At 71.4% G+C, this 19,311-nt stretch carries 15 protein-coding genes and 1 pseudogene; 6 read left to right on the plus strand and 10 right to left on the minus strand.

From position 1 onward, the window contains the following. Positions 1-82: 82 nt before the first annotated feature. The 3 genes from dop to arc are packed head-to-tail and all read right to left on the minus strand — an operon-like array spanning position 83 to position 4,742. Complete coding sequence (gene dop / locus BJY16_RS39500; RefSeq protein ID WP_345485416.1) at positions 83-1,600, minus strand: depupylase/deamidase Dop; 1,518 nt, start codon at positions 1,598-1,600, stop codon at positions 83-85. A 47-nt stretch (positions 1,601-1,647) separates the two neighbouring features. Continuing rightward, on the minus strand, positions 1,648-2,901 hold the full coding sequence (locus BJY16_RS39505) for an acyltransferase family protein (RefSeq protein ID WP_185044632.1): 1,254 nt from the start codon (positions 2,899-2,901) through the stop codon (positions 1,648-1,650). A gap of 59 nt (positions 2,902-2,960) precedes the next feature. Further along, positions 2,961-4,742, minus strand: a complete 1,782-nt coding sequence (gene arc / locus BJY16_RS39510; RefSeq protein ID WP_185044633.1) for a proteasome ATPase — start codon at positions 4,740-4,742, stop codon at positions 2,961-2,963. A gap of 174 nt (positions 4,743-4,916) precedes the next feature. Between arc and BJY16_RS39515 the strand changes: the two genes are divergently transcribed. After that, the gene (locus BJY16_RS39515; protein ID WP_185044634.1) at positions 4,917-5,204 is read left to right on the plus strand and encodes a ferredoxin; all 288 of its coding nucleotides are present in this window, start codon (positions 4,917-4,919) and stop codon (positions 5,202-5,204) included. Between the two features lie 18 nt (positions 5,205-5,222). On the opposite strand, the gene BJY16_RS39520 is transcribed toward BJY16_RS39515, so the two are convergent. The 3 genes from BJY16_RS39520 to BJY16_RS39530 form a co-directional block, all read right to left on the minus strand. Next, entirely contained in the window at positions 5,223-5,813 is a 591-nt protein-coding gene (locus BJY16_RS39520) for a hypothetical protein (RefSeq protein WP_185044635.1), read from the minus strand. 63 nt (positions 5,814-5,876) lie between these two features. Further along, the gene (locus BJY16_RS39525) at positions 5,877-6,824 is read right to left on the minus strand and encodes a tRNA (adenine-N1)-methyltransferase (RefSeq protein WP_185044636.1); all 948 of its coding nucleotides are present in this window, start codon (positions 6,822-6,824) and stop codon (positions 5,877-5,879) included. Positions 6,825-6,850: 26 nt separating this feature from the next. After that, complete coding sequence (locus BJY16_RS39530) at positions 6,851-8,002, minus strand: site-2 protease family protein (protein WP_185044637.1); 1,152 nt, start codon at positions 8,000-8,002, stop codon at positions 6,851-6,853. A 274-nt stretch (positions 8,003-8,276) separates the two neighbouring features. Between BJY16_RS39530 and BJY16_RS48000 the strand changes: the two are divergent. The 3 genes and pseudogenes from BJY16_RS48000 to BJY16_RS39540 form a co-directional block, all read left to right on the plus strand. Continuing rightward, positions 8,277-8,651 (plus strand): annotated as a pseudogene (locus BJY16_RS48000) (RecB family exonuclease); the annotation flags it as partial. A 78-nt stretch (positions 8,652-8,729) separates the two neighbouring features. After that, positions 8,730-9,704 (plus strand): RecB family exonuclease, encoded by a 975-nt coding sequence (locus BJY16_RS48005; RefSeq protein WP_425551360.1) that lies wholly within the window; start codon positions 8,730-8,732, stop codon positions 9,702-9,704. A 1,077-nt stretch (positions 9,705-10,781) separates the two neighbouring features. Further along, entirely contained in the window at positions 10,782-11,390 is a 609-nt protein-coding gene (locus BJY16_RS39540; protein ID WP_185044639.1) for a LuxR C-terminal-related transcriptional regulator, read from the plus strand. A gap of 912 nt (positions 11,391-12,302) precedes the next feature. Here the strand turns inward: BJY16_RS39540 and BJY16_RS39545 are convergent. The 4 genes from BJY16_RS39545 to BJY16_RS39560 form a co-directional block, all read right to left on the minus strand. After that, positions 12,303-13,118 (minus strand): DUF4097 family beta strand repeat-containing protein, encoded by an 816-nt coding sequence (locus BJY16_RS39545; protein ID WP_185044640.1) that lies wholly within the window; start codon positions 13,116-13,118, stop codon positions 12,303-12,305. 343 nt (positions 13,119-13,461) lie between these two features. Further along, positions 13,462-13,959: a hypothetical protein gene (locus BJY16_RS39550; RefSeq protein ID WP_185044641.1), complete on the minus strand. Its 498-nt coding sequence runs from the start codon at positions 13,957-13,959 to the stop codon at positions 13,462-13,464. A 282-nt stretch (positions 13,960-14,241) separates the two neighbouring features. Next, positions 14,242-14,889, minus strand: coding sequence for an HAD family hydrolase (locus BJY16_RS39555; protein WP_185044642.1), 648 nt, complete (start codon positions 14,887-14,889; stop codon positions 14,242-14,244). A gap of 98 nt (positions 14,890-14,987) precedes the next feature. Continuing rightward, positions 14,988-15,689, minus strand: a complete 702-nt coding sequence (locus BJY16_RS39560; protein ID WP_185044643.1) for a neutral zinc metallopeptidase — start codon at positions 15,687-15,689, stop codon at positions 14,988-14,990. A 294-nt stretch (positions 15,690-15,983) separates the two neighbouring features. Here BJY16_RS39560 and BJY16_RS39565 point away from each other — a divergent pair, with 294 nt between their 5' ends. Both BJY16_RS39565 and BJY16_RS39570 read left to right on the plus strand, forming a co-directional pair. After that, entirely contained in the window at positions 15,984-16,751 is a 768-nt protein-coding gene (locus tag BJY16_RS39565; RefSeq protein WP_185044644.1) for an ABC transporter ATP-binding protein, read from the plus strand. Beyond that, positions 16,751-19,297, plus strand: coding sequence for an ABC transporter permease (locus BJY16_RS39570; protein WP_185044645.1), 2,547 nt, complete (start codon positions 16,751-16,753; stop codon positions 19,295-19,297). The genes BJY16_RS39565 and BJY16_RS39570 overlap by 1 nt, the downstream gene beginning before the upstream one ends. Positions 19,298-19,311 lie beyond the last annotated feature (14 nt).

Genomic DNA, 19,311 nt, shown 5'->3' on the forward strand with positions numbered 1-19,311 from the left:
GCCACCCGAAGTCCTGCAACATCGGGTACGGAAAACCTACCTCGCGCCGGTGACGAAACGCCCTGCCGCAACGGGTGTTTTATTACCGACTCGTGATCACTTCAAGGAGGTCCTTGGCGCTCTCACAGGTGTCGAAGAGGGCGCCGACGTGCTTCTTGGTGCCGCGCTCCGGCTCCATCATCGGCACCCGCACGAGCGACTCCCGCCCGACATCGAAGATCACCGAGTCCCAGCTGGCGGCGACCACTTCGGAGGCGTACTGCGCGAGGCAGCGGCCGCGGAAGTAGGCCCGGGTGTCCTCCGGCGGCTCGTACATGGCGCGCTGGGTCTCGTCCGGGTCGAGCAGGGTCTTCATCGACCCGCGGGCGACCAGGCGGTGGTAGAGGCCCTTCTCCGGGCGGACGTCCGAGTACTGCAGGTCGACCAGCTGGAGTTTGGGCGAGGACCAGCCGAGGCTCTCCCGCTCCCGGTAGCCCTCCAGCAGCCGCAGCTTGGCCACCCAGTCCAGGGTGTCGGAGCAGAGCATCGGGTCGCGGCCGAGCTTGTCCAGCACGTCCTCCCAGCGGTCCAGCACGTCGGTGGTCTGGTCGTCGACATCGGTGCCGTACCGCTCGTCGACGAACGCCTTGGCCCGCTCGAAGTACGCCCACTGCAGATCGAGGGCGGTGAGCCGGCGGCCGTCGCGCAGCCGCATCAGGTGCTTGAGGGTGGGGTCGTGGCTGACCGCCTTCAGCTCGCTGACCGGGTCGGCGATGCCCAGCTCGCCGGTGAACACCTTCTCCTCGATCATGTTGAGGACCAGCGCGGTGGTGCCCATCTTCAGGTACGACGCGATCTCGGACAGGTTCGCGTCGCCGATGATCACGTGGAGCCGGCGGTACTTGTCGGCGTCCGCGTGCGGCTCGTCCCGGGTGTTGATGATCGGCCGTTTCAGCGTGGTCTCCAGGCCGACCTCGACCTCGAAGAAGTCGGCGCGCGAGGAGATCTGGAAGCCGGAGCCGCTGCCGTCCTGGCCGAGCCCGACCCGGCCGACGCCGGTGAAGATCTGCCGGGTGACGAAGAACGGGGTGAGGTGGGCGACGATGTCGGCGAAGGCGGTCTGCCGGCGCATCAGGTAGTTCTCGTGCGAGCCGTAGGACGCGCCCTTGTTGTCGGTGTTGTTCTTGTACAGCTGGATGCGGTGCGCGCCGGGGATGGTGGCGGCCCGCCGGGACGCCTCGGCCATCACCCGCTCGCCGGCCTTGTCCCACTTGACCACGTCCAGCGGGTTGGTGCACTCGGGAGTGCTGTACTCCGGGTGCGCGTGGTCCACGTAGAGCCGGGCGCCGTTGGTCAGTATCACGTTGGCCAGGCCCAGGTCCTCGTCGGCCAGGGCCTCGGCCGGGTCGTAGGCGGCGCCGGAGTAGGTGAACCCGCGCGCGTCGCGCAGCGGGGACTCCTCCTCGTAATCCCATCGGGCGCGCTGTCCCCGGTTGAGCTCGGGGCGGGCGCCGTAGGCGTTGACCACCTGGGAGGACGTCACCATCGGGTTGGCGCCGGGCTGACCGGGCACTGAGATGCCGTACTCGACCTCGGTTCCCATAATCCGTCGAACGCTCATGCGACCACCCTGTCCGCCACGAAGCTACGCCTGCTCATGCATCGAGCCTAGACGCTCTCACGTTGCATACCGAAGCTGCCCGTACTCGGTGTGCCACCTTCCGTGGTCGCGGGGATCACCGGCGTGTCGGGGCCGAATCGGTCGTCGAGGTAGTGCTGGACCCGCCGGCCGAGCCGCTGTCCGGGACGTTCCACGAGGTGGTAGGCCATCCAGGCGGCCGCGAGCGTGCCCGCGACGAAGGCCGCGCCGATCGCCACCGGCCGTCCGGGCAGTAGTCGTGTGACCACCACGAGCACCGGCATGTGCAAGAGGTACACCGAGAAGCTGACCACGCCGAGCCAGGTGAGGAAGCTCGGCACGGCCCGGTGACGCAGCAGGAAGGCAACCGCGAAGCTGCCGGCGACGGCGGTCGCGACGGCGCTGCCGCGGACCAGGTCGGTGCCGTTGAGCAGCCACGAGTTGATCCCGGTGGCGACCAGGACCAGGGTGAGCGCGGCCACGGCGGCCCACCGGCCGATCTGCCGGTGCTGGGCGCGGTAGACCACGGTGCCGGCGAACATCACCGCGAGCATCAGGACCGCCCCGCTGGAGCTGCCCGCGCTCGCCCATCGGGTCGGCTGCCCGTTCAGCAACGGCAGGAGAATCATCGCCAGGCCGAGGACTCCGGCGACCCGCGCCGGGCCGCGCAGATACAGGATCAGACTGCTTCCCAGTACGACGGTGAGCACCACCGCCGTGACCGTCGAACCCGGGAACAACCCGTCCGGCAGCCCGCGCCCGGCCAGCAGGACGACCAGCGCCAGCCCCCCGGCCCACCAGGCGCTGGCCCGGTGCCACCGCCAGGCGAACAACCCGGCGACGATCAGGTAGAAGGTCATCTCGTAGGAGAGCGTCCAGAACGGACGGACCACACCGCGCAGCCCGAGCAGGTCCTGCAGCATGGTGGCGTGCCCGAGCACCGAGGCGGTGGTGTCGGTGTGGAGGGTGCGGTGCAGCCGCTGCCAGCCGACCGCGGCGAGCAGCAGGCCGGCGCCGATGGCCAGCAGGTAGGCCGGGTAGATCCGGAACACCCGGCCGATCCAGAACCGGCGCAGCGAGCCGTGCCGTTCCAGCGACATCGGGATGACGTATCCGCTGACCAGGAAGAAGAGCAGGACGCCGTACCGGCCGAAGTCGAAGTGCCGGAAGATCGCCATGTGCCGGTCCAGGCCGATCACCTGCGGGCTGAGGTGGAACAGGGCGACCACCGCGGCGGCGTAGCCGCGGAGCGCGTCGAGCCAGGTCAGACGGGATCGGATCACACCGGGTGCAACGAGCGCGAGGGTGACGGGGAAACCCCGTCACCCTCGCCTGCGGTGCCTTACAGGTACTGACCGGTGTTGCTGGCGGTCTCGATCGACCGGCCGGCCTCGGCGCCCTTGCCGCCGGAGACGAGCGTGCGGATGTACACGATCCGCTCGCCCTTCTTGCCGGAGATCCGGGCCCAGTCGTCCGGGTTGGTGGTGTTCGGCAGGTCCTCGTTCTCCCGGAACTCGTCGACGCAGCTGTCCAGCAGGTGCTGGAGTCGCAGGCCCTTGGTCCCGGAGGTGAGGAACTCCTTGATCGCCATCTTCTTGCCGCGGTCGACGATGTTCTGGATCATCGCGCCGGAGTTGAAGTCCTTGAAGTACAGGACTTCCTTGTCACCGTTGGCGTAGGTGACCTCGAGGAAGCGGTTCTCCTCGGACTCCGTGTACATCCGGAGCACGACCGCCTCGATCATCGCGGCGACCGTGGCGTCCCGGTTCCCGTCGTGCTCGCCGAGGTCGTCCTCGGAGAGCGGCAGGTCGGAGAGGATGTACTTGGCGAAGATGTCCTTCGCCGCCTCGGCGTCCGGACGCTCGATCTTGATCTTCACGTCGAGACGGCCGGGGCGCAGGATCGCCGGGTCGATCATGTCTTCCCGGTTCGACGCGCCGATGACGATCACGTTCTCCAGGCCCTCGACGCCGTCGATCTCGCTGAGCAGCTGGGGAACGATGGTGTTCTCCACGTCGGAGGAGACACCGGAGCCACGGGTCCGGAAGATCGAGTCCATCTCGTCGAAGAACACGATCACCGGGGTGCCCTCGCCGGCCTTCTCCCGGGCCCGCTGGAAGACCAGGCGGATGTGCCGCTCGGTCTCACCCACGTACTTGTTCAGCAGCTCCGGGCCCTTGATGTTGAGGAAGTAGCTGGTGTGCTTCTCCTCGCCCCGGCGCTCGGCGATCTTCTTGGCCAGCGAGTTGGCCACCGCCTTGGCGATCAGGGTCTTGCCACAGCCGGGCGGGCCGTAGAGCAGGATGCCCTTCGGCGGGCGCAGCTGGTGCTCCCGGAACAGGTCGGCGTGCAGGAAGGGCAGCTCCACCGCGTCGCGGATCTGCTCGATCTGCGAGTGCAGGCCGCCGATGTCGGTGTAGTCGACGTCGGGGACCTCCTCCAGGACGAGCTCCTCGACCTCGCTCTTCGGGATCCGCTCGTACGCGTACGCCGAGCGGGGCTCGATCATGAGCGAGTCACCGGCGCGCAGCTTGGTGATCTCCAGCGAATCGGCCAGGAAGACGATCCGCTCCTCGTCGGCGTGCGAGACCACCAGAGCTCGGTCGGCGGGACCGCCGGCCGGGTTGTCGAGGACCTCCTTGAGCAGGACGACCTCGCCGGTGCGCTCGTAGCCGAACGCGTCCACCACGTTCAGCGCGTCGTTGAGCAGGACCTCCTGGCCCCGCTTGAGCTCGTCGACGGCCAGTGACGGCGAGACCGCCACCCGCAGCTTGCGGCCGCCGGTGAAGACATCCACCGTGCCGTCCTCGTGGGCCGACAGGAAAACGCCGTAGCCGCTGGGCGGCTGGGCGAGCCGGTCAATCTCTTCCTTGAGAGTGACGATCTGGGCTCGGGCTTCCTTCAGGGTCGCCACGAGCCGTTCGTTGTTCTCGGTCACTCGGGCCAGCTGCGCCTGCGTTGCCGCGAGCCGTTCCTCAAGCTGCCGGACGTGTCGGGGGCTCTCGGTCAACTTCCGCCGAACCAGAGCGAGTTCCTCTTGCAGGAACGCGACCTGGCTGGAGAGATCGTTGGCCTCTTTCTCCCATCGTGCGGCGCGGGAGTCCGCTTCGTCGCTACGTGCCACGTCCCACCTCCCCGGGGGGCTCGAACGTCTTGAACCAACACTAGCTGTTGCGGAGCAGTTTTCATCCCATGCAACACCCTCGTCACTGACTCTTGATCGATTGGTGCCGCCGCCGATGAGCCGGTCGGTCAGGGTTCGGGTACCGTCGGGCCCAACCAGTTGTGGGAGGTAGGAGTGTCAGCAGACACTGATGAGCTGCAGGTCTGGATCGATCAGGACTTGTGCACCGGTGACGGACTCTGCGTCCAATACGCTCCGGAAGTCTTCGAACTGGACATCGACGGACTCGCGTACGTGAAGAACGATTCGGGCGAGTTGCTCCAAAATCCGGGCATACGCACCTTCGTACCGAAAAATTTGGTCCTCGAAGTCATCGACTCGGCGAAGGAGTGCCCGGGCGACTGCATCCACGTCGTCCGCAGCGCGGACGACGTGGAGGTCGCGGGACCCGAAGCCGCCTAGGCTCAGAAACGCAGCGCCTCAGAGCGTCGGCCGGCCGACCAGCGACGCGACGACCCGGGAGAACTCCTCCAGGCGGGCGATCTGCCCGGGTCCGCCGTCGTCGAGGGTCTTGCCGAACCGCAGCGCGTCGTGGCGCAGCGGCGCCCGGCCCTCCTCCTCGGCCAGCCCGGGCGGCGGCACCGCGTCGTCCACCGAGCTGAGCAGCAGGTAGACGTCGATGCTGTCGACCCGGGCCTGCCCGCTGGAGGTCCGGGTGAGCCGCCGCCGGCAGCCCACCTCGGTGATCGTGGAGAGCGGCACCACCCGCAGCGACGAGGTCATCGAGCCGGCCGGGCCGTCGCCCGGGGCCACGTCCTCGCCGTGCCAGAGCACCAGGCGGCTGCCGTCGCAGACGACGACCTCCTGCCAGACGCCGTTCACCTCGTTGACGAAACGCTCCAGGGTGAAACAGAGCACCGAGGCGCCGCGGAGCACGCCGAACAGCGCCTCCAGGGCGACCTCGGGGTCCCGCAGGTAGGCGCGGGCCGCCGAGTCCAGGTCCGGATAGGGCGACCAGTCCGGGAACACCGCCGGCATCTCGTTGCTGCCGCCGAACGGCGGAGAACTCATCGCGCCCACTCCTTGTCCTCCTATCGACGCCCTACCGGAAACTACCGGACTCGACGGTCCCGGTCACTCCCCGGTGGTGGCGTCCTGCTCCTCCTGCGCCGCGTGCAGCGCCTCCCGGGCGGCCTTGCGCAGCGCGTACGCCTCGGCGCCCTTGCTCGGCTTGCGGCGGCGCGCCGGAGCGGTCACCCCGGGCGCCAGCTTGCGCGACGACACCAGGAACGCGGTGTGCGCGATCATCCGGTGGTCCGGGCGGACCGCCAGGCCGTCCGCGTGCCAGTCGCGGATCAGCGACTCCCAGGCCCGCGGCTCGGTCCAGCCGCCCCGCTCGCGCAGCGCCTCGACCAGCTCGGACAGCTGCGGGGTGGTGGCCACGTAGCCGATGAACACGCCGCCCGGGATGAGCGACCGCTCGACCATGTCGAGCGCCTCCCACGGAGTCAGCATGTCCAGCACGATCCGGTCGAAACCACCGATGTCGTTGCCGGCGACGTCACCCTCGTGCAGGTGCCAGGCCGGGTGCGGGCCGCCGAAGAACGCCTCCACGTTCTTCCGGGCGATCGCCGCGAAGTCCGGCCGCAGCTCGTAGCTGTGCACCTCGCCGGTCTCGCCGACGGCACGCAGCAGCGAGCAGGTCAGCGCGCCGGAGCCGGCGCCCGCCTCGAGCACCTTGGCGCCCGGGAAGACGTCGCCCATCGCGACGATCTGCGCCGCGTCCTTCGGGTAGATCACCTGCGCGCCGCGCGGCATGGACAGCACGTAGTCGCTGAGCAGCGGCCGCAGCGCCAGGTACTGCGTGCCGCTGGAGGCGGTGATCACGCAGCCGTCCGGCTGGCCGATCAGCTGGTCGTGCTCCAGCGCGCCGCGGTGGGTGTGGAACGCCTTGCCGGGCTCCAGCACGATCGTGTGCATCCGCCCCTTCGGGTCGGTGAGCTGGACGCGATCACCGGAACGGAACGGGCCGCGATGGGCCGGCACCTGCTCGTCGACGGCGGCGGCGGGGGTCGTGGTCACTAACTCTTCTCTCAGTTCAAGGTCGCTCAGGTCCGTTGCGCCCGCCGCGGTTCGAGGACGGCCGCGACGTCGGCGACCCGCAGGACGCCGATCACATCCTCGCCTGCCGTCACCAGGTACTGCGCACCCGGGTGGGCCTGCAACGCCCGGACCACCTGCTCCCCGGTGAGTCCCACCGGCAGGCTGGTCAGCGCGTCACGGGACCGGGAGACGCTCTCCACGCTCACCCAGGGCCGCCGGTCGACCGGCACCCGCTCGGCGGCGACCGGATCGACCAGAGCGGTGAGGCTACCCGCCGAGTCGGTGACACCGAGCACCACGTCCGGCCGCGGATCCTCGGACCGGCGCCGCTGCGCCTCGCCGAGCGGAGTGCCGGCCGGCACCGACAGCAGCGGCCGGGCCAGCAGGCCCAGGTCGATCAGCGGGAACCGGCCGGTCATCCGGCCCAGCCGGATCGACTGGCCGGCGCCGTGCCACAGGGTCATCGTGACGAGCAACACGAAGAGCATCCCGAAGACGGTGAGCAGGCCGAACTGGAACAGCACCAGCACCGTCACCGCGGTCCCGAAGGCCAGCGCCCGCCCGGCGTAACCGGCCACCACGGTCGCCCGGTTCCGGTCCTTGAGCAGCGCCCACATCGCCGCGCGCAGCGCCCGGCCACCGTCCAGCGGCAGGCCGGGCAGCACGTTGAAGACCGCCACGAGCACGTTGCTGACCGCCAGCTGGAAGGCGATCTGCCCGGGCACGGTGTCCTCCGGCAGGGCGAACGCGGCGCCGGTCGCCACCGCGCCGAGCACCAGCGAGACGGCCGGCCCGGCCAGCGAGACCAGCGCGTCGACCCGCGGGGTGGGCGCCTCCCGATCCATCTCGGTCCAGCCGCTGAGCAGCTCCAGCGTGATCCGGCGCACACCGATCCCGTTGCGCCGGGCGGTCAGCGCGTGCCCCAGCTCGTGCAGCAGCACCGAGCCGAGCAGGCAGGCCACGAAACCGAGCCCGACCAGATAGGCCCACGGCTGCTCCAGGCCCAGCTCGGCGCGCGCGTAGTTGGCGTAGACGACGGTGACCAGGATCGCCAGCAGCGCCATCGAGGCGTTCGCATGCACCGGGATGCCCAGCACCTGGGCCACCGGCCGGCCACCGGGCGGGACCGGCGGATTGCGGGTCGCGCGCTCCTCCATTCGCTTGATGCTACGGACCAACCGGATTCCTTGCGGATCTCGAGCAGCCGTCGTGATCCACAGCAAGCGATGTCCGCGCCGCACCCCACGCGGCCCGTCGTGATCCACTCGGCAGGCGGTGTCCCGCAGCACACCGCACCCCCACGCGGCCCGTCGTGATCCACACGGCAGGTGGTGTCCCGCGCCGCACCCCACCCCCACGCGGCGCGTCGTGATCCACACGGCAGGCGGTGTCGCGCGGAATTCGTCGTACCCCTGCCCTAGCCTGGCTGGCATGACGGCACAGACGGCGCTCCCTCCCCCACAGCCCCGCCCCGGCGGTCCGGCCTCGCCCGCGACGTCCGCCGGGCGTCCGGGCCTGGCCGACCGGCCGACCGGGCCGTCGCTGTCACCGTCGCGCGCGGCCGACTTCAAGACCTGCCCGCTGCTGTTCCGCTTCCGCACCATCGACAAGCTGCCCGAGCAGCCCTCCGCCGACCAGGTCCGCGGCACCCTGGTGCACGCGGTCCTGGAGCGCCTGTTCGACCTGCCCGCCGCCGAGCGCACCCCGGAGGCGGCCGCCGCCCTGGTCACCCCGGAGTGGGAGCGCCTGGTCAGCCACGAGCCCGAGCTGGCCACCCTGTTCGCCGCCGACTCCGGGCCGCGCTCCCCCGTCACTTCCGGTCCGCTCGCCCCCAGCTCCACCCTTTCCGGTACGCATTCAGCACCCACCTCGCTCCCCGGGGCAATTCCCGCTTCCGCCGCGGCGGCTTCCGTCCCGCTCCCGGCCGACGCGCCTTCCGCCGCCCCACCCAGCGACGCCACCCCTGCCGCAGCACCGTCCACCGCGGTCCCCGGCGCAACGCTGCCCAGCGCGACCTCTGCCGTGACGCCTTCCACCGCCACGCCACCCAGCGACGCCTCCAGCGCGACCCCTGCCGTGACGCCCTCCACCCCCACGCCACCCAGCGACGGCTCGGACGCGGCGGTGCCCGGTGCCGGGTCGCCGGGCGCCACGGGTGTGGGACACGCCACTGAGTTCGTCCGGGATCCGGCGGCGGTGGCCGCGGAGGCCGACGCGATGGGCCAGATCGCTCTGATCGACGCCCCGGCCGGCGCCGCCGAGGCGGCCCGGCTGGCCGCGTTCCTGGGCAGCGCCCGCGACCTACTCACCGGCTATTTCGCGGTGGAGGACCCGCAGCGCCTGGAGCCCGCCGAGCGGGAGACCCTGATCTCCACGATGATCGACGACGAGCTGCTGATCCGCGGTTACATCGACCGCCTCGACGTCTCCCCGGCCGGCGACCTGCGCGTCGTCGACTACAAGACCGGCGGCGCCCCGCGCGAGGCCTTCGAGGGCCGCGCCCTGTTTCAGCTCAAGTTCTACGCCCTGGTCCTCTGGCGCACCCGGGGCGTCGTCCCCCGGGTGCTGCGCCTGCTCTACCTGAAGGACGCCGAGGTCCTCGACTACAGCCCGGAGGCCGCCGAGCTGGAGCGTTTCGAGCGCACCCTGGTGGCCCTCTCCCAGGCCGTCGAGCGAGCCCGCCGCGACCGGGACTTCCGCCCAAAGCCGAGCCGCCTCTGCGGCTGGTGCAACCACCAGGCCCTCTGCCCGGAGTTCGGCGGCACCCCACCCCCGTTCCCGGAGTCCCCCACCGCCGGCCTCCCCACCGACTCCGAGCCCGACCGCCTCACCACCCACCCGGGCGACGCCGTTGCCTGACCTCCCGCCCCCGGCCGCCCACCCCCGGCCCGCCGCCCGCACCCCACCGGACGCCCACACCCGGCCCGCCACCCCCACCCCATCGGCCGCTCACCACTCCGGACCCGCCGCCACCGCACCGCGCGCCCACCACTCCCGGCCCGCCGCCACCCCACCGCCCGACCACCACTCCCGGCCCGCCGCCACCGCACCGCGCGCCCACCACTCCCGGCCCGCCGCCACCGCACCGCGCGCCCACCACTCCCGGCCCGCCGCCACCGCACCGCCCGACCACCACTCCCGGCCCGCCGCCACCGCACCGCCCGACCACCACTCCCGGCCCGCCGCCACCGCACCGCCCGACCACCACTCCCGGCCCGCCGCCACCGCACCGCCCGACCACCACTCCCGGCCCGCCGCCACCCCACCGCCCGACCACCACTCCCGGCCCGCCGGCGATACCGCACCGGCCGAGCGCCGCTCCTCCTCCGCGGGGCGCGTCTTGCCAGTAGCTTCTTTCCGGCTGCACGTGGTCGCGGCGCATGGTCACTTCCGAGGTTCCACGCGGGCACCGGCTACCTTCGCCGTTTCCGGTTCTCGGCCGTGTCCGCCGGATCCGACAAATCGGGCTTGGCCCGGGGCTGCGCTGCGAGGAGGAGGATGCGGGGCGTGGTGAGACCGATTCGGTTGCTGCTGGCGGACGCTTCGGCGTTGCAGCGTGCCGGGCTGCGGGCGGTGCTCGGTGAGGCCGGCGTCCACGGCAGGCCCGGCCGCACGGGGGCCTCAGGGGTCACCGGCTCGTCGATGGAGGCCGGCTCCCCGACGCAGGCCAGCTTCTCTACGCAGGCCGGCTCTTCGACGCGCGCCGGCTCCCCGACGCAGGCCGGATCCTCGACACAGGCCGGCTCCCCGACACAGGCCGGATCCTCGACACAGGCCGGCTCCCCGACGCACGCCGGCTCCCCGACACAGGCCGGATCCTCGACACAGGCCGGATCCTCGACGCACGCCGGCTCCCCGACACAGGCCGGATCCTCGACACAGGCCGGCTCTCCGACGCACGCCGGCTCCCCAACGCAGGCCGGCTCCTCGACGGAGGTGGAGACCGGTGGGTTCTCCGAGCTGGTGATCGCCGGCGAGACCGGGGACGGCGGGGAGGCTGTCGCCCTGGCGCGGCGCTTGCTGCCCGATGTGCTGGTCACGGATGCGGCGCTGCCCAGGATGGACGGCGCCGAGGTGGCCCGGGCGGTTGTCGCGGCGCGGTTGCCGGTGCGGGTGCTGGTCCTCACCGCGCACGACAGCGACCAGCAGCTGATCGAGATGATCGGCGCGGGTGCGACCGGCTACCTGTGCAAGGACGCCCCGCCGGAGGAACTCGTCGCCGCGATCCGGGCCGTAGCGGCCGGCGGCGCCGTGATCAGCCCGCAGGTGCTGGCCCGGGCACTCCCCAGGTTCGCCGCGGCGCTCTCCACCCCGGACGACACCGCCGTCACCGCCGACCTGCGCGCCCTGACCGGCCGCGAACGCGAAGTGCTCCTCCACGTAGCCCGCGGCCACACCAACGCCGAGATCGCCGAGGCCCTCCAGGTCAGCGAGACCACCGTCAAAACCCACGTGGGTCACATGCTGGCCAAGCTCCGCCTCCGAGACCGCACCCAGGCGGTGGTTCTGGCCTACGAGATCGGCCTGGTCAAACCCGGCACCTGACACCGGAGCAGCCAGCCGCACAAGCGGTCGAACGTCACCCACGACAACGCCGCCGACCAGCCCGAGCACGCCACCTCAAAAGGCGCCCCGCTCACGGACGAAGACAATGCCGCAGACCAGCCCGAGCACGCCACCTCAAAGGCGCCCGGCTCACGGACGGATCGGCAGACCGCGGAAGCCAGGCGGCGACCTTGAAGTACCGGGCCTCCGGTGGGCAGCGACCAACGAACCGGGCCATCCCGAGCAGCGGCCAGCGAACCGAACCGGATCCCGTGGCAGTGGCAACGAAGCGGGCGGCATGCGGCTGCCCCGAACGCACCAGGCGGCACGGACGGCACGGACGGCACTGGTGGAACTGAGCTGCCTACGAGCAGCGCCGGACATATCGGCCGACAAAGAGCGGCGCTGGAGGTACCGAGCGAAGCACAGGGATGCCGGACTCGCCAGGCAGCACGCGGGGCGTGCCGAGTACATCGGGCGGCGGCGAGTGTGGCTGGGGACGGCCAGACGAGGGGAAGACGCCGAACGGGCGGAACGGCAAAAGCGTGCCGGATACAGCGGCGGCAGGCGGGGCGGGGACGGGCGGACGCGAGGAAGGCGCGGAACGAGCGGGGAAAGGGACGGCCGAGGCGTGCCGGATACGGCGGCGGTGGGCGCGGCTGGGGACGACAGACGAGGGGAGGCGCCGAACGGCCGGGACAGGGACGGCAAAAGCGTGCCGGATACAGCGGCGGCAGGCGGGGCGGGGACGGGCGGACGCGGGGAAGGCGCGGAACGAGCGGGGACCGGGACGGCAAAGGCATGCCGGATACGGCGGCGGTGGGCGGGCCTGGGGACGGCCAGGCGCGGGGAAGGCGCCGAACGGGCGGGACAGGGACGGGAAGAGGTGGCGGGCGGCGGGGATCGGGGACATCAGGCGGCGATTCGGTCGGTGGCTCGGTGGATGCGGATGTTGCCGCTGGCGCTGCGGACCTTGAGGTCGAGGCCGGGGCCGCCGGCGGGTGGGGTGGGTGCGCCCGAGGAGGCCAGGTCGGTGGTGGTGTGGCCGCCCACGGTGTTCAGGTCCAGCCAGACGCCGGTGCCCGGGGCCACGCCGACCGTGATGTCGCCGGAGGCGGTGCGGATCCGGGCCTTGCCCTGGCTCAGCGAACCGACCGCGATGCTGCCACTGGCGGTGCCGGCGGTCAGCGAGCCGCCGGCCGAGGCCAGCTCGATGTCGCCGCTCGCCGTACTGGCGGTGACGTCACCGGTGACGTCACCGATGCTGATCCGGCCGGAGGCGGTCTTCAACGAGGCGGAGCCGCCGACCCGGCCGACGGACAGGTTGCCGCTCGCGCCGTTCATCCGCAGGTCGCCGGAGAGGTCGGCGATGTGGCCGTCGGCGGAGGCCAGCCGCAGCTGCACGTCGCGGTAACCGCCGGTGGCCCGCACGTCGGCGGCGGCGCTCTCCCCGGTCAGGGTGCTGCCGGCCGGGACCTGGACGGTGATCCGCAGGGCCGGGGTGCGGCGCCAGCGCCAGCGCTCCCCGTGCGGGGCGGTGACCAGCAGGGTGTCGCCGTCCAGGACGACCCGGGTGTTCTCGGCGGCCTGCTGGGCGGCCGGACTGTCGGCGAACGGGACCACCTCGACCCGGATCGTCTCGTTGTGCCCGGCGTCGATCTCCACGCTGCCCGCCATGGCCCGCAGCGCGACGGTGACCGGGTGGCCATGTTCGAACTCGTAAATCATGACTTTCCTCCAAAACAACGACAACGGAGCGACGACAAGCGCGCCGGATCGGAAATGTCCGGAACCGGCCACGCCGCTGGAGGCAGAAACACCAGCAGAAACGGACGCCACGGAAACGCGCACGCGGAACGGAAACCAGCAGGCCGGTGAAGTGGGACGCGCGGAATCGGAGGCGGCGCGAGACGGAACCGGCAGGTAAATCGGGTGAAAGCCGAACCATCGACGGCGTGAAGCGGGAACCGGCAGGTGGATGGAGTAGCGGCAGGGCTCGCAGCGGCGCGGAAGGGGAAGTGCGGGAACCGGAAGCAAACGGAAGCGGCAACGGGGGCCGCGCGGCAGCCGATCAGGCCTGGAAATAGCCCGTGACGCGCTTCGCGGACACGGCGCCGCCGAATGACGGCGGTGGACCGACCGGGCGCGGAGTGATCGCCGTCGCGACGGCGCGCACCAGCCAGGCGTTCACCGAGATGCCCTCCACCGCGGCGGTCTGCTCGACCTGCGCCTTCAACCCTTCCGGCATCCGCAACGTCAGCCGGGCCAGGTCTCCCCCGTCCACCGCGGCGACCGGCGCCGGCGCCTCCACCGGCGGCTCCGCGGCGGCGAACTGGTTGACCACCAGCTCAGCGTCCCGCCCCCGCAACCGCACCTCGACGGTGGCGTCATGGAGCCGGGTGGTGATCTCCGCGGCGGCGTCGGACAACGCTTCGAGCAGCGCCAGCCGCGCGGACGGTTCCAGTGAGGTGCTCAGCAGCTCCGCGGCGCGGGCGGTCTCCGGACCGCCCGGCGCGGCCAGGGCCGCGAGATCGGAGCGCAACCCTTCGAGGTACGGCGTCAGGTCCATGCCTCCACTATGACGTCAAGAATGACGTCACGCAACCCCAGAGTGATGTCATGTCGCCGTCACCCGAAGAACCCGAAGGGGAAGAGTCCCGTTCCCGCAGCGCATCGGAGCAAGAGCACACCGGCCAACCAGGCCCCGGAGCAGAAGAAGGTGGCCCAGAGAAGGTAGGCCATGGCACGGCAGCGCCAGCGTCGTGACACGACAGGCTGCGGATTTACGAGGGAACGCGCCGCAGGCCCGAGGCGGGACGACGCCGTCAGGCCGACGCCGGAAGGGAGCGGCTCACGCCGTACCGAAAACTCCCAAAGCGGCCAGAAAGCCCAGATCAACCCCAGCCAGAGAAGACCGCAGGTGGATGCCGTCAGTTGACGGCAGAGTGACGTCAGACGGCACCGCGAGCACCACCGCCCCCGCCGCCACCGCGCTCGCCACCCCACTGGGCGAGTCCTCGATCGCCACGCACCCGCCGATCGGCACGCCGAGCAGCCCGGCCGCGGTCAGATAGGGCTCCGGGTCGGGTTTCGGCCGAGCCACCTCGTCGCCGCAGACGAGGACGTCGAAATTCTCCGCGCCGAGCGTTTTCAGCGCGACCTCGGCGAGCCGCCGCTCGGTGGAGGTGACCAGCGCGGTCGGCACGCCGGCCGCGCGCACCTCGTGCAGCAGCTCACGGGCGCCGGGACGCCAGGTCAGGCCGTCGGCGAACAGCTCGGCGACCCGGTCGGTGAGCCAGTCGACGTCGGCCTGGTAGGGCCGGTCGGGCTGGTCCAGGTCCGCCCGGAAGATCGCCATGCTGACCGGCATGCTGGTGCCGACCATGGCCAGCCGGGCCCGGGTGGACAGCTGCCCGCCGGCCAGGACGGCGAGGTCCTCCAGCGCGACGCCCCAGAGTTTCTCGCTGTCGACCAGCGTGCCGTCCATGTCGAAGAGCACCGCGGCGGGTGGTGTCGCGCTCAGCTGGATCTCCCCGGGTCAACGTCGGCCGAACGCCCATTCTGCGTCGCCGCCCCGGCCCGCGCCGACCCGATGTCTCACAGGTCACAGGACTTCAGCGAGTCCCGGTACCCGTTGGCGAACGCGTTGATCCGCATCTGCGGCGAGCCGTGCGACCCCTCGGCGAACCACGGCTGGCCGGGCGCGTCACCGACCGACTCCAGGCCCTGGGCCAGCTCGTCGGTGTCGCCCTTGTCCAGCCGCAGCTGCCGGTTGCGGGCCTGGTCGCCGATGAAGGCGCCGGCCATGCAGTCGGCCTGCAGCTCCTGCTGGATGGTGAACTCCTTCTGGATGCCGAGCCGCGCCTGGATGCCGTGCGCGTACTCGTGCCCGAGCAGGTAGTACAGGAACGCGTCGCCGATCTGCCGGAAGACCCCGAAGGCCCAGTTCACGTCGTACGCGATGAAGTCGCCGCGGGAGCAGTAGGCGGCGTTGTTCAGCGGCAGCGGGTCACCGCCGCAGGCCACCTCGCCCTCCTGCTCGTACGGGATCAGCTGGCGCACCGGCGAGAACTGGTTGCCGGCCCGGTCGAACACCTGCGCCCAGTACTCCTCGGCGACCTGCTGGGCCGACGTGATGTCCCGGGCGAACTCCTCCGGCGTGTCGGTGCCGTCCAGCTCCTCGGAGGTGGTGGCGCGCGGGGTGGCCCTCGTGGTGACCGGGTCGTCGTCGGCGGGAGGCAGCGCGCCGCAGCCGACGAGCAGCAGCAACACCAGGACTGCGGCGATCCGAGCGGACATGCGTCCTCCTGCGAGCCGGGTACTCCACCGTAGACGCGGTTCCCCTCCACGGCCGTCGGCAAAACGTCACGAAGTCCGTCGATCGGGTGCCGGTGGCCGTACCGAAAAGGGATCGAAAAAGGTCCTAGCACTCAGGGGCAACCCTGAGTCCGCCTAAGTGGCCTCCCCCAGCGAAATCTCAGCGTCGGGCTACTCCACGCGATGGACGCCCGGCGCCCGATCCGCCGGGAGACTGAGCGGGCCGGTCGGGGCAACCACGCCCCGGCCGGACCATGACTCAGGGGGAGAACGACGGTGACTGCGACGAATGCCGGCGGGCCGGTGGCGGCGCGCGCGGACGAGATCTGGAAGGTCTACGGCAGCGGCGAGGCGCGGGTGACCGCGTTGCGCGGGGTGACCGCCGAGTTCGGCCGGGCGCGGTTCACGGCGATCATGGGGCCGTCCGGCAGCGGCAAGTCGACGCTCATGCACTGCCTCGCCGGGCTGGACACGGTGGACAAGGGCACCGTGCACGTCGGCGGCACCGAGATCAGCAAGCTCGGCGACAAGGCGCTGACCCGGCTGCGCCGGGACCGGATCGGCTTCATCTTCCAGCAGTTCAACCTGCTGCCGACGCTGAGCGCCGCGGAGAACATCAAGCTGCCGCTGGACATCGCCGGCCGCAAGGCCGACCCGCAGTGGTGGGACACCGTGATCGACACGGTGGGCCTGCGGGACCGGCTCGGGCACCGGCCCAGCCAGCTCTCCGGCGGCCAGCAGCAGCGGGTGGCCTGCGCCCGGGCCCTGGTCGGCCGCCCGGACGTGATCTTCGCGGACGAGCCGACCGGCAACCTGGACTCCCGGTCCGGCGCCGAGGTGCTGGGCTTCCTGCGTTCCTCGGTCCGCGAGCACGGCCAGACCATCGTGATGGTGACCCACGACCCGGTCGCCGCCAGCTACGCCGACCGGGTGGTCTTCCTGGCCGACGGCAGCATCGTCGACGAGCTGCTCGAGCCGACCGCGGAGACCGTGCTGGACACCATGAAGCGCCTGGACAAGCACGGCGACCCGGTGATGCTCTGATGCTGCGCGCCACACTGAAGAGCCTGCTCGCCCGCAAGCTGCGGCTGATCCTCTCCGGACTGGCCGTGGTGCTGGGCGTGATGTTCGTGTCCGGTTCCTTCGTGGTCACCGACACGCTCAACCGCACCTTCGACTCGATCTTCGCGGACGCGTTCTCCGGGACCGACGTGTCGGTCAGCGCGAAACCCAAGGTCGCGGTCAGCGAGATGGACGGCGAGGAGGTCGCGACGCCGTTCCCGGCGGCGACCGTCGACAAGATCAAAAATCTTCCCGGGGTACGGTCGGCAACCGGCCGTGTCGACGCCGACGGCGCCCGGGTGATCGGCAGCGACGGCAAGGTGCTCACCTCGCAAGGCCCGCCGCGTCTCGGTGGCAACTGGACCGGCGCCGACGACCCGATGGAGCTGCGCGAGGGCCGCGGCCCGACCGCGGACAACGAGATCGCGGTCAACGCGAACACCGCGAAGCTCGCCGGGTACCGGATCGGCGACCAGGTGCCGGTGCTCACCCTGGCGCCGAAGAAGACGTTCACCCTGGTCGGCATCTGGGGCTACGACGGCGGCCGGGACAGCATCGGCGGCGTCCAGGAGGTGGCCTTCACCACCCCGGTGGCGCAGAAGCTGATGCTGAACTCGCCGGGCTCGTTCTCCTCGGTCGTGGTGCAGGCCGCCGACGGGATCAGCCCGGAGGCGCTGCGCGACCGGGTGGCCGCCGCGCTCGGCGCGGACTACCAGGTCAAGACCGGCAAGCAGCTGGCCGACGAGAGCTCGTCGAGCATCAAGGAGGGGCTGAGCTTCTTCAACCAGATCCTGCTCGGCTTCGCCGGGGTGGCGCTGTTCGTCGGGATCTTCCTGATCCTCAACACCTTCTCGATCATCGTGGCGCAGCGGACCAAGGAGCTGGCCCTGCTGCGCGCGATGGGCGCCAGCCGCCGCCAGGTGATCGGCTCGGTGCTGGTCGAGGCGGTGGCGATCGGCCTGGTCGCGGCGGTGCTCGGCCTGGCCGCCGGGGTCGGCGCGGGCGGCGGGCTGGCCGCCCTGTTCGGCTCGTTCGCCGACGTCGACCTGGCCCCGATCGGGGTGCCACCGGCCGCGATCATCAGCGCGTTCGTGGTCGGCCTGGTGGTCACTGTGGTGGCCGCGGTGCTGCCCGCGCTGCGCGCCTCGCGGATCGCCCCGATCGCCGCGATGCAGGAGGTGAGCATCCCGGACCGGCCGCTCACCAAGCTCAGCGTCTCCGGCGGCCTGGTCCTGTCGGCCGGCGCGGCCGCGCTCGGGGTGGGCCTGTTCGCCGACGCCGGCGACGCCACGCTGTGGCTGATCCTCGGCGGCGTGCTGGTCTCGTTCATCGGCGTCGCGCTGCTCACCCCGCTGATCAGCAAGCCGGTGATCGGCCTGCTCGGGCGGCTGTTCTCCTGGTCGCTGCCGGGCCGGCTGGGCCGGCTCAACTCGGGCCGCAACCCGCGCCGGACGGCGATCACCGCGGCCGCTCTGATGATCGGCATCGCCCTGGTCACCGGCGTCACGGTGATCATGGACTCGGCGAAGAGCAGCCTCAAGGCGGAGGCCAGCTCGATCCTCAAGGCCGAGATCATGATCAGCGGGGACCAGAACGGGCCGCGGCCGCCGACCTACGACCCGGCGGTGATCGAGAGGACCAAGGCGATCCCCGGGGTACGCGCGGCGGCCGGGTTCTACCAGGACCTGGTCATGGCCGACGGCAAGCGGGAGTACGCCAGCGCCACCGACGACTTCCAGGGGTTGACCGAGGCGTACCGGACCACCGGCTCGGCCGCGGCGCTGACCGGGCTCGGCCCGGACCAGATCGCCATCGGGCAGGCCAACGCCGACGAGCACGGCTGGACGACCGGTTCCCGGGTGACCATCCAGGCGTCACGCGGGGAGCCGCACACGTACACGATCGTGGCGGTCTACCCGGATGACGCGCTGCCCGGCAACCTGTTCCTGCCGTCGCAGGCGATCAAGGACTTCGGCATCTCGCAGCCGATCTTCGGCTTCGTCCGGCTCGACGACGGGGTCGCCGTCTCGGCCGTGCTGCCGCAGGTCAAGGCGCTGCTGGCGGACAGTCCCGAGGTGGCCGCGACCGACTCGGCGACCTTCGTGAACGACCAGGCCGCACAGTTCGACCAGATCATCACGATGATCCAGATCCTGCTCGGGCTGGCCATCCTGATCGCGGTCCTCGGCGTGGTCAACACCCTGGCCCTGTCGGTCCTGGAACGCACCCGCGAGCTGGGCCTGCTGCGCGCGGTCGGCCTGGGCCGGGCGCAGACCATGCGGATGATCACCGTGGAGGCGGTGGTGATCTCGGTGTTCGGCGCGCTGCTCGGCGTCGCGGTCGGCGCCGGGATGGGCGCCGCGGTGACCCGGGCGCTCAAGGACGACGGGATCACCCAGATCGTGCTGCCCTGGGACCGGATGGCCACCTACCTGGTGCTGGCCGCGATCGTCGGTGTGGTGGCGGCGGTGGTCCCGGCGATCCGGGCCGCGCGGCTCAACGTGCTGGGCGCGATCGCGCACGACTGAGAACAGCGGGGGCG

Origin of the sequence: Actinoplanes octamycinicus (assembly GCF_014205225.1) — a bacterium.
In the GTDB taxonomy this organism is placed as follows: domain Bacteria; phylum Actinomycetota; class Actinomycetes; order Mycobacteriales; family Micromonosporaceae; genus Actinoplanes; species Actinoplanes octamycinicus.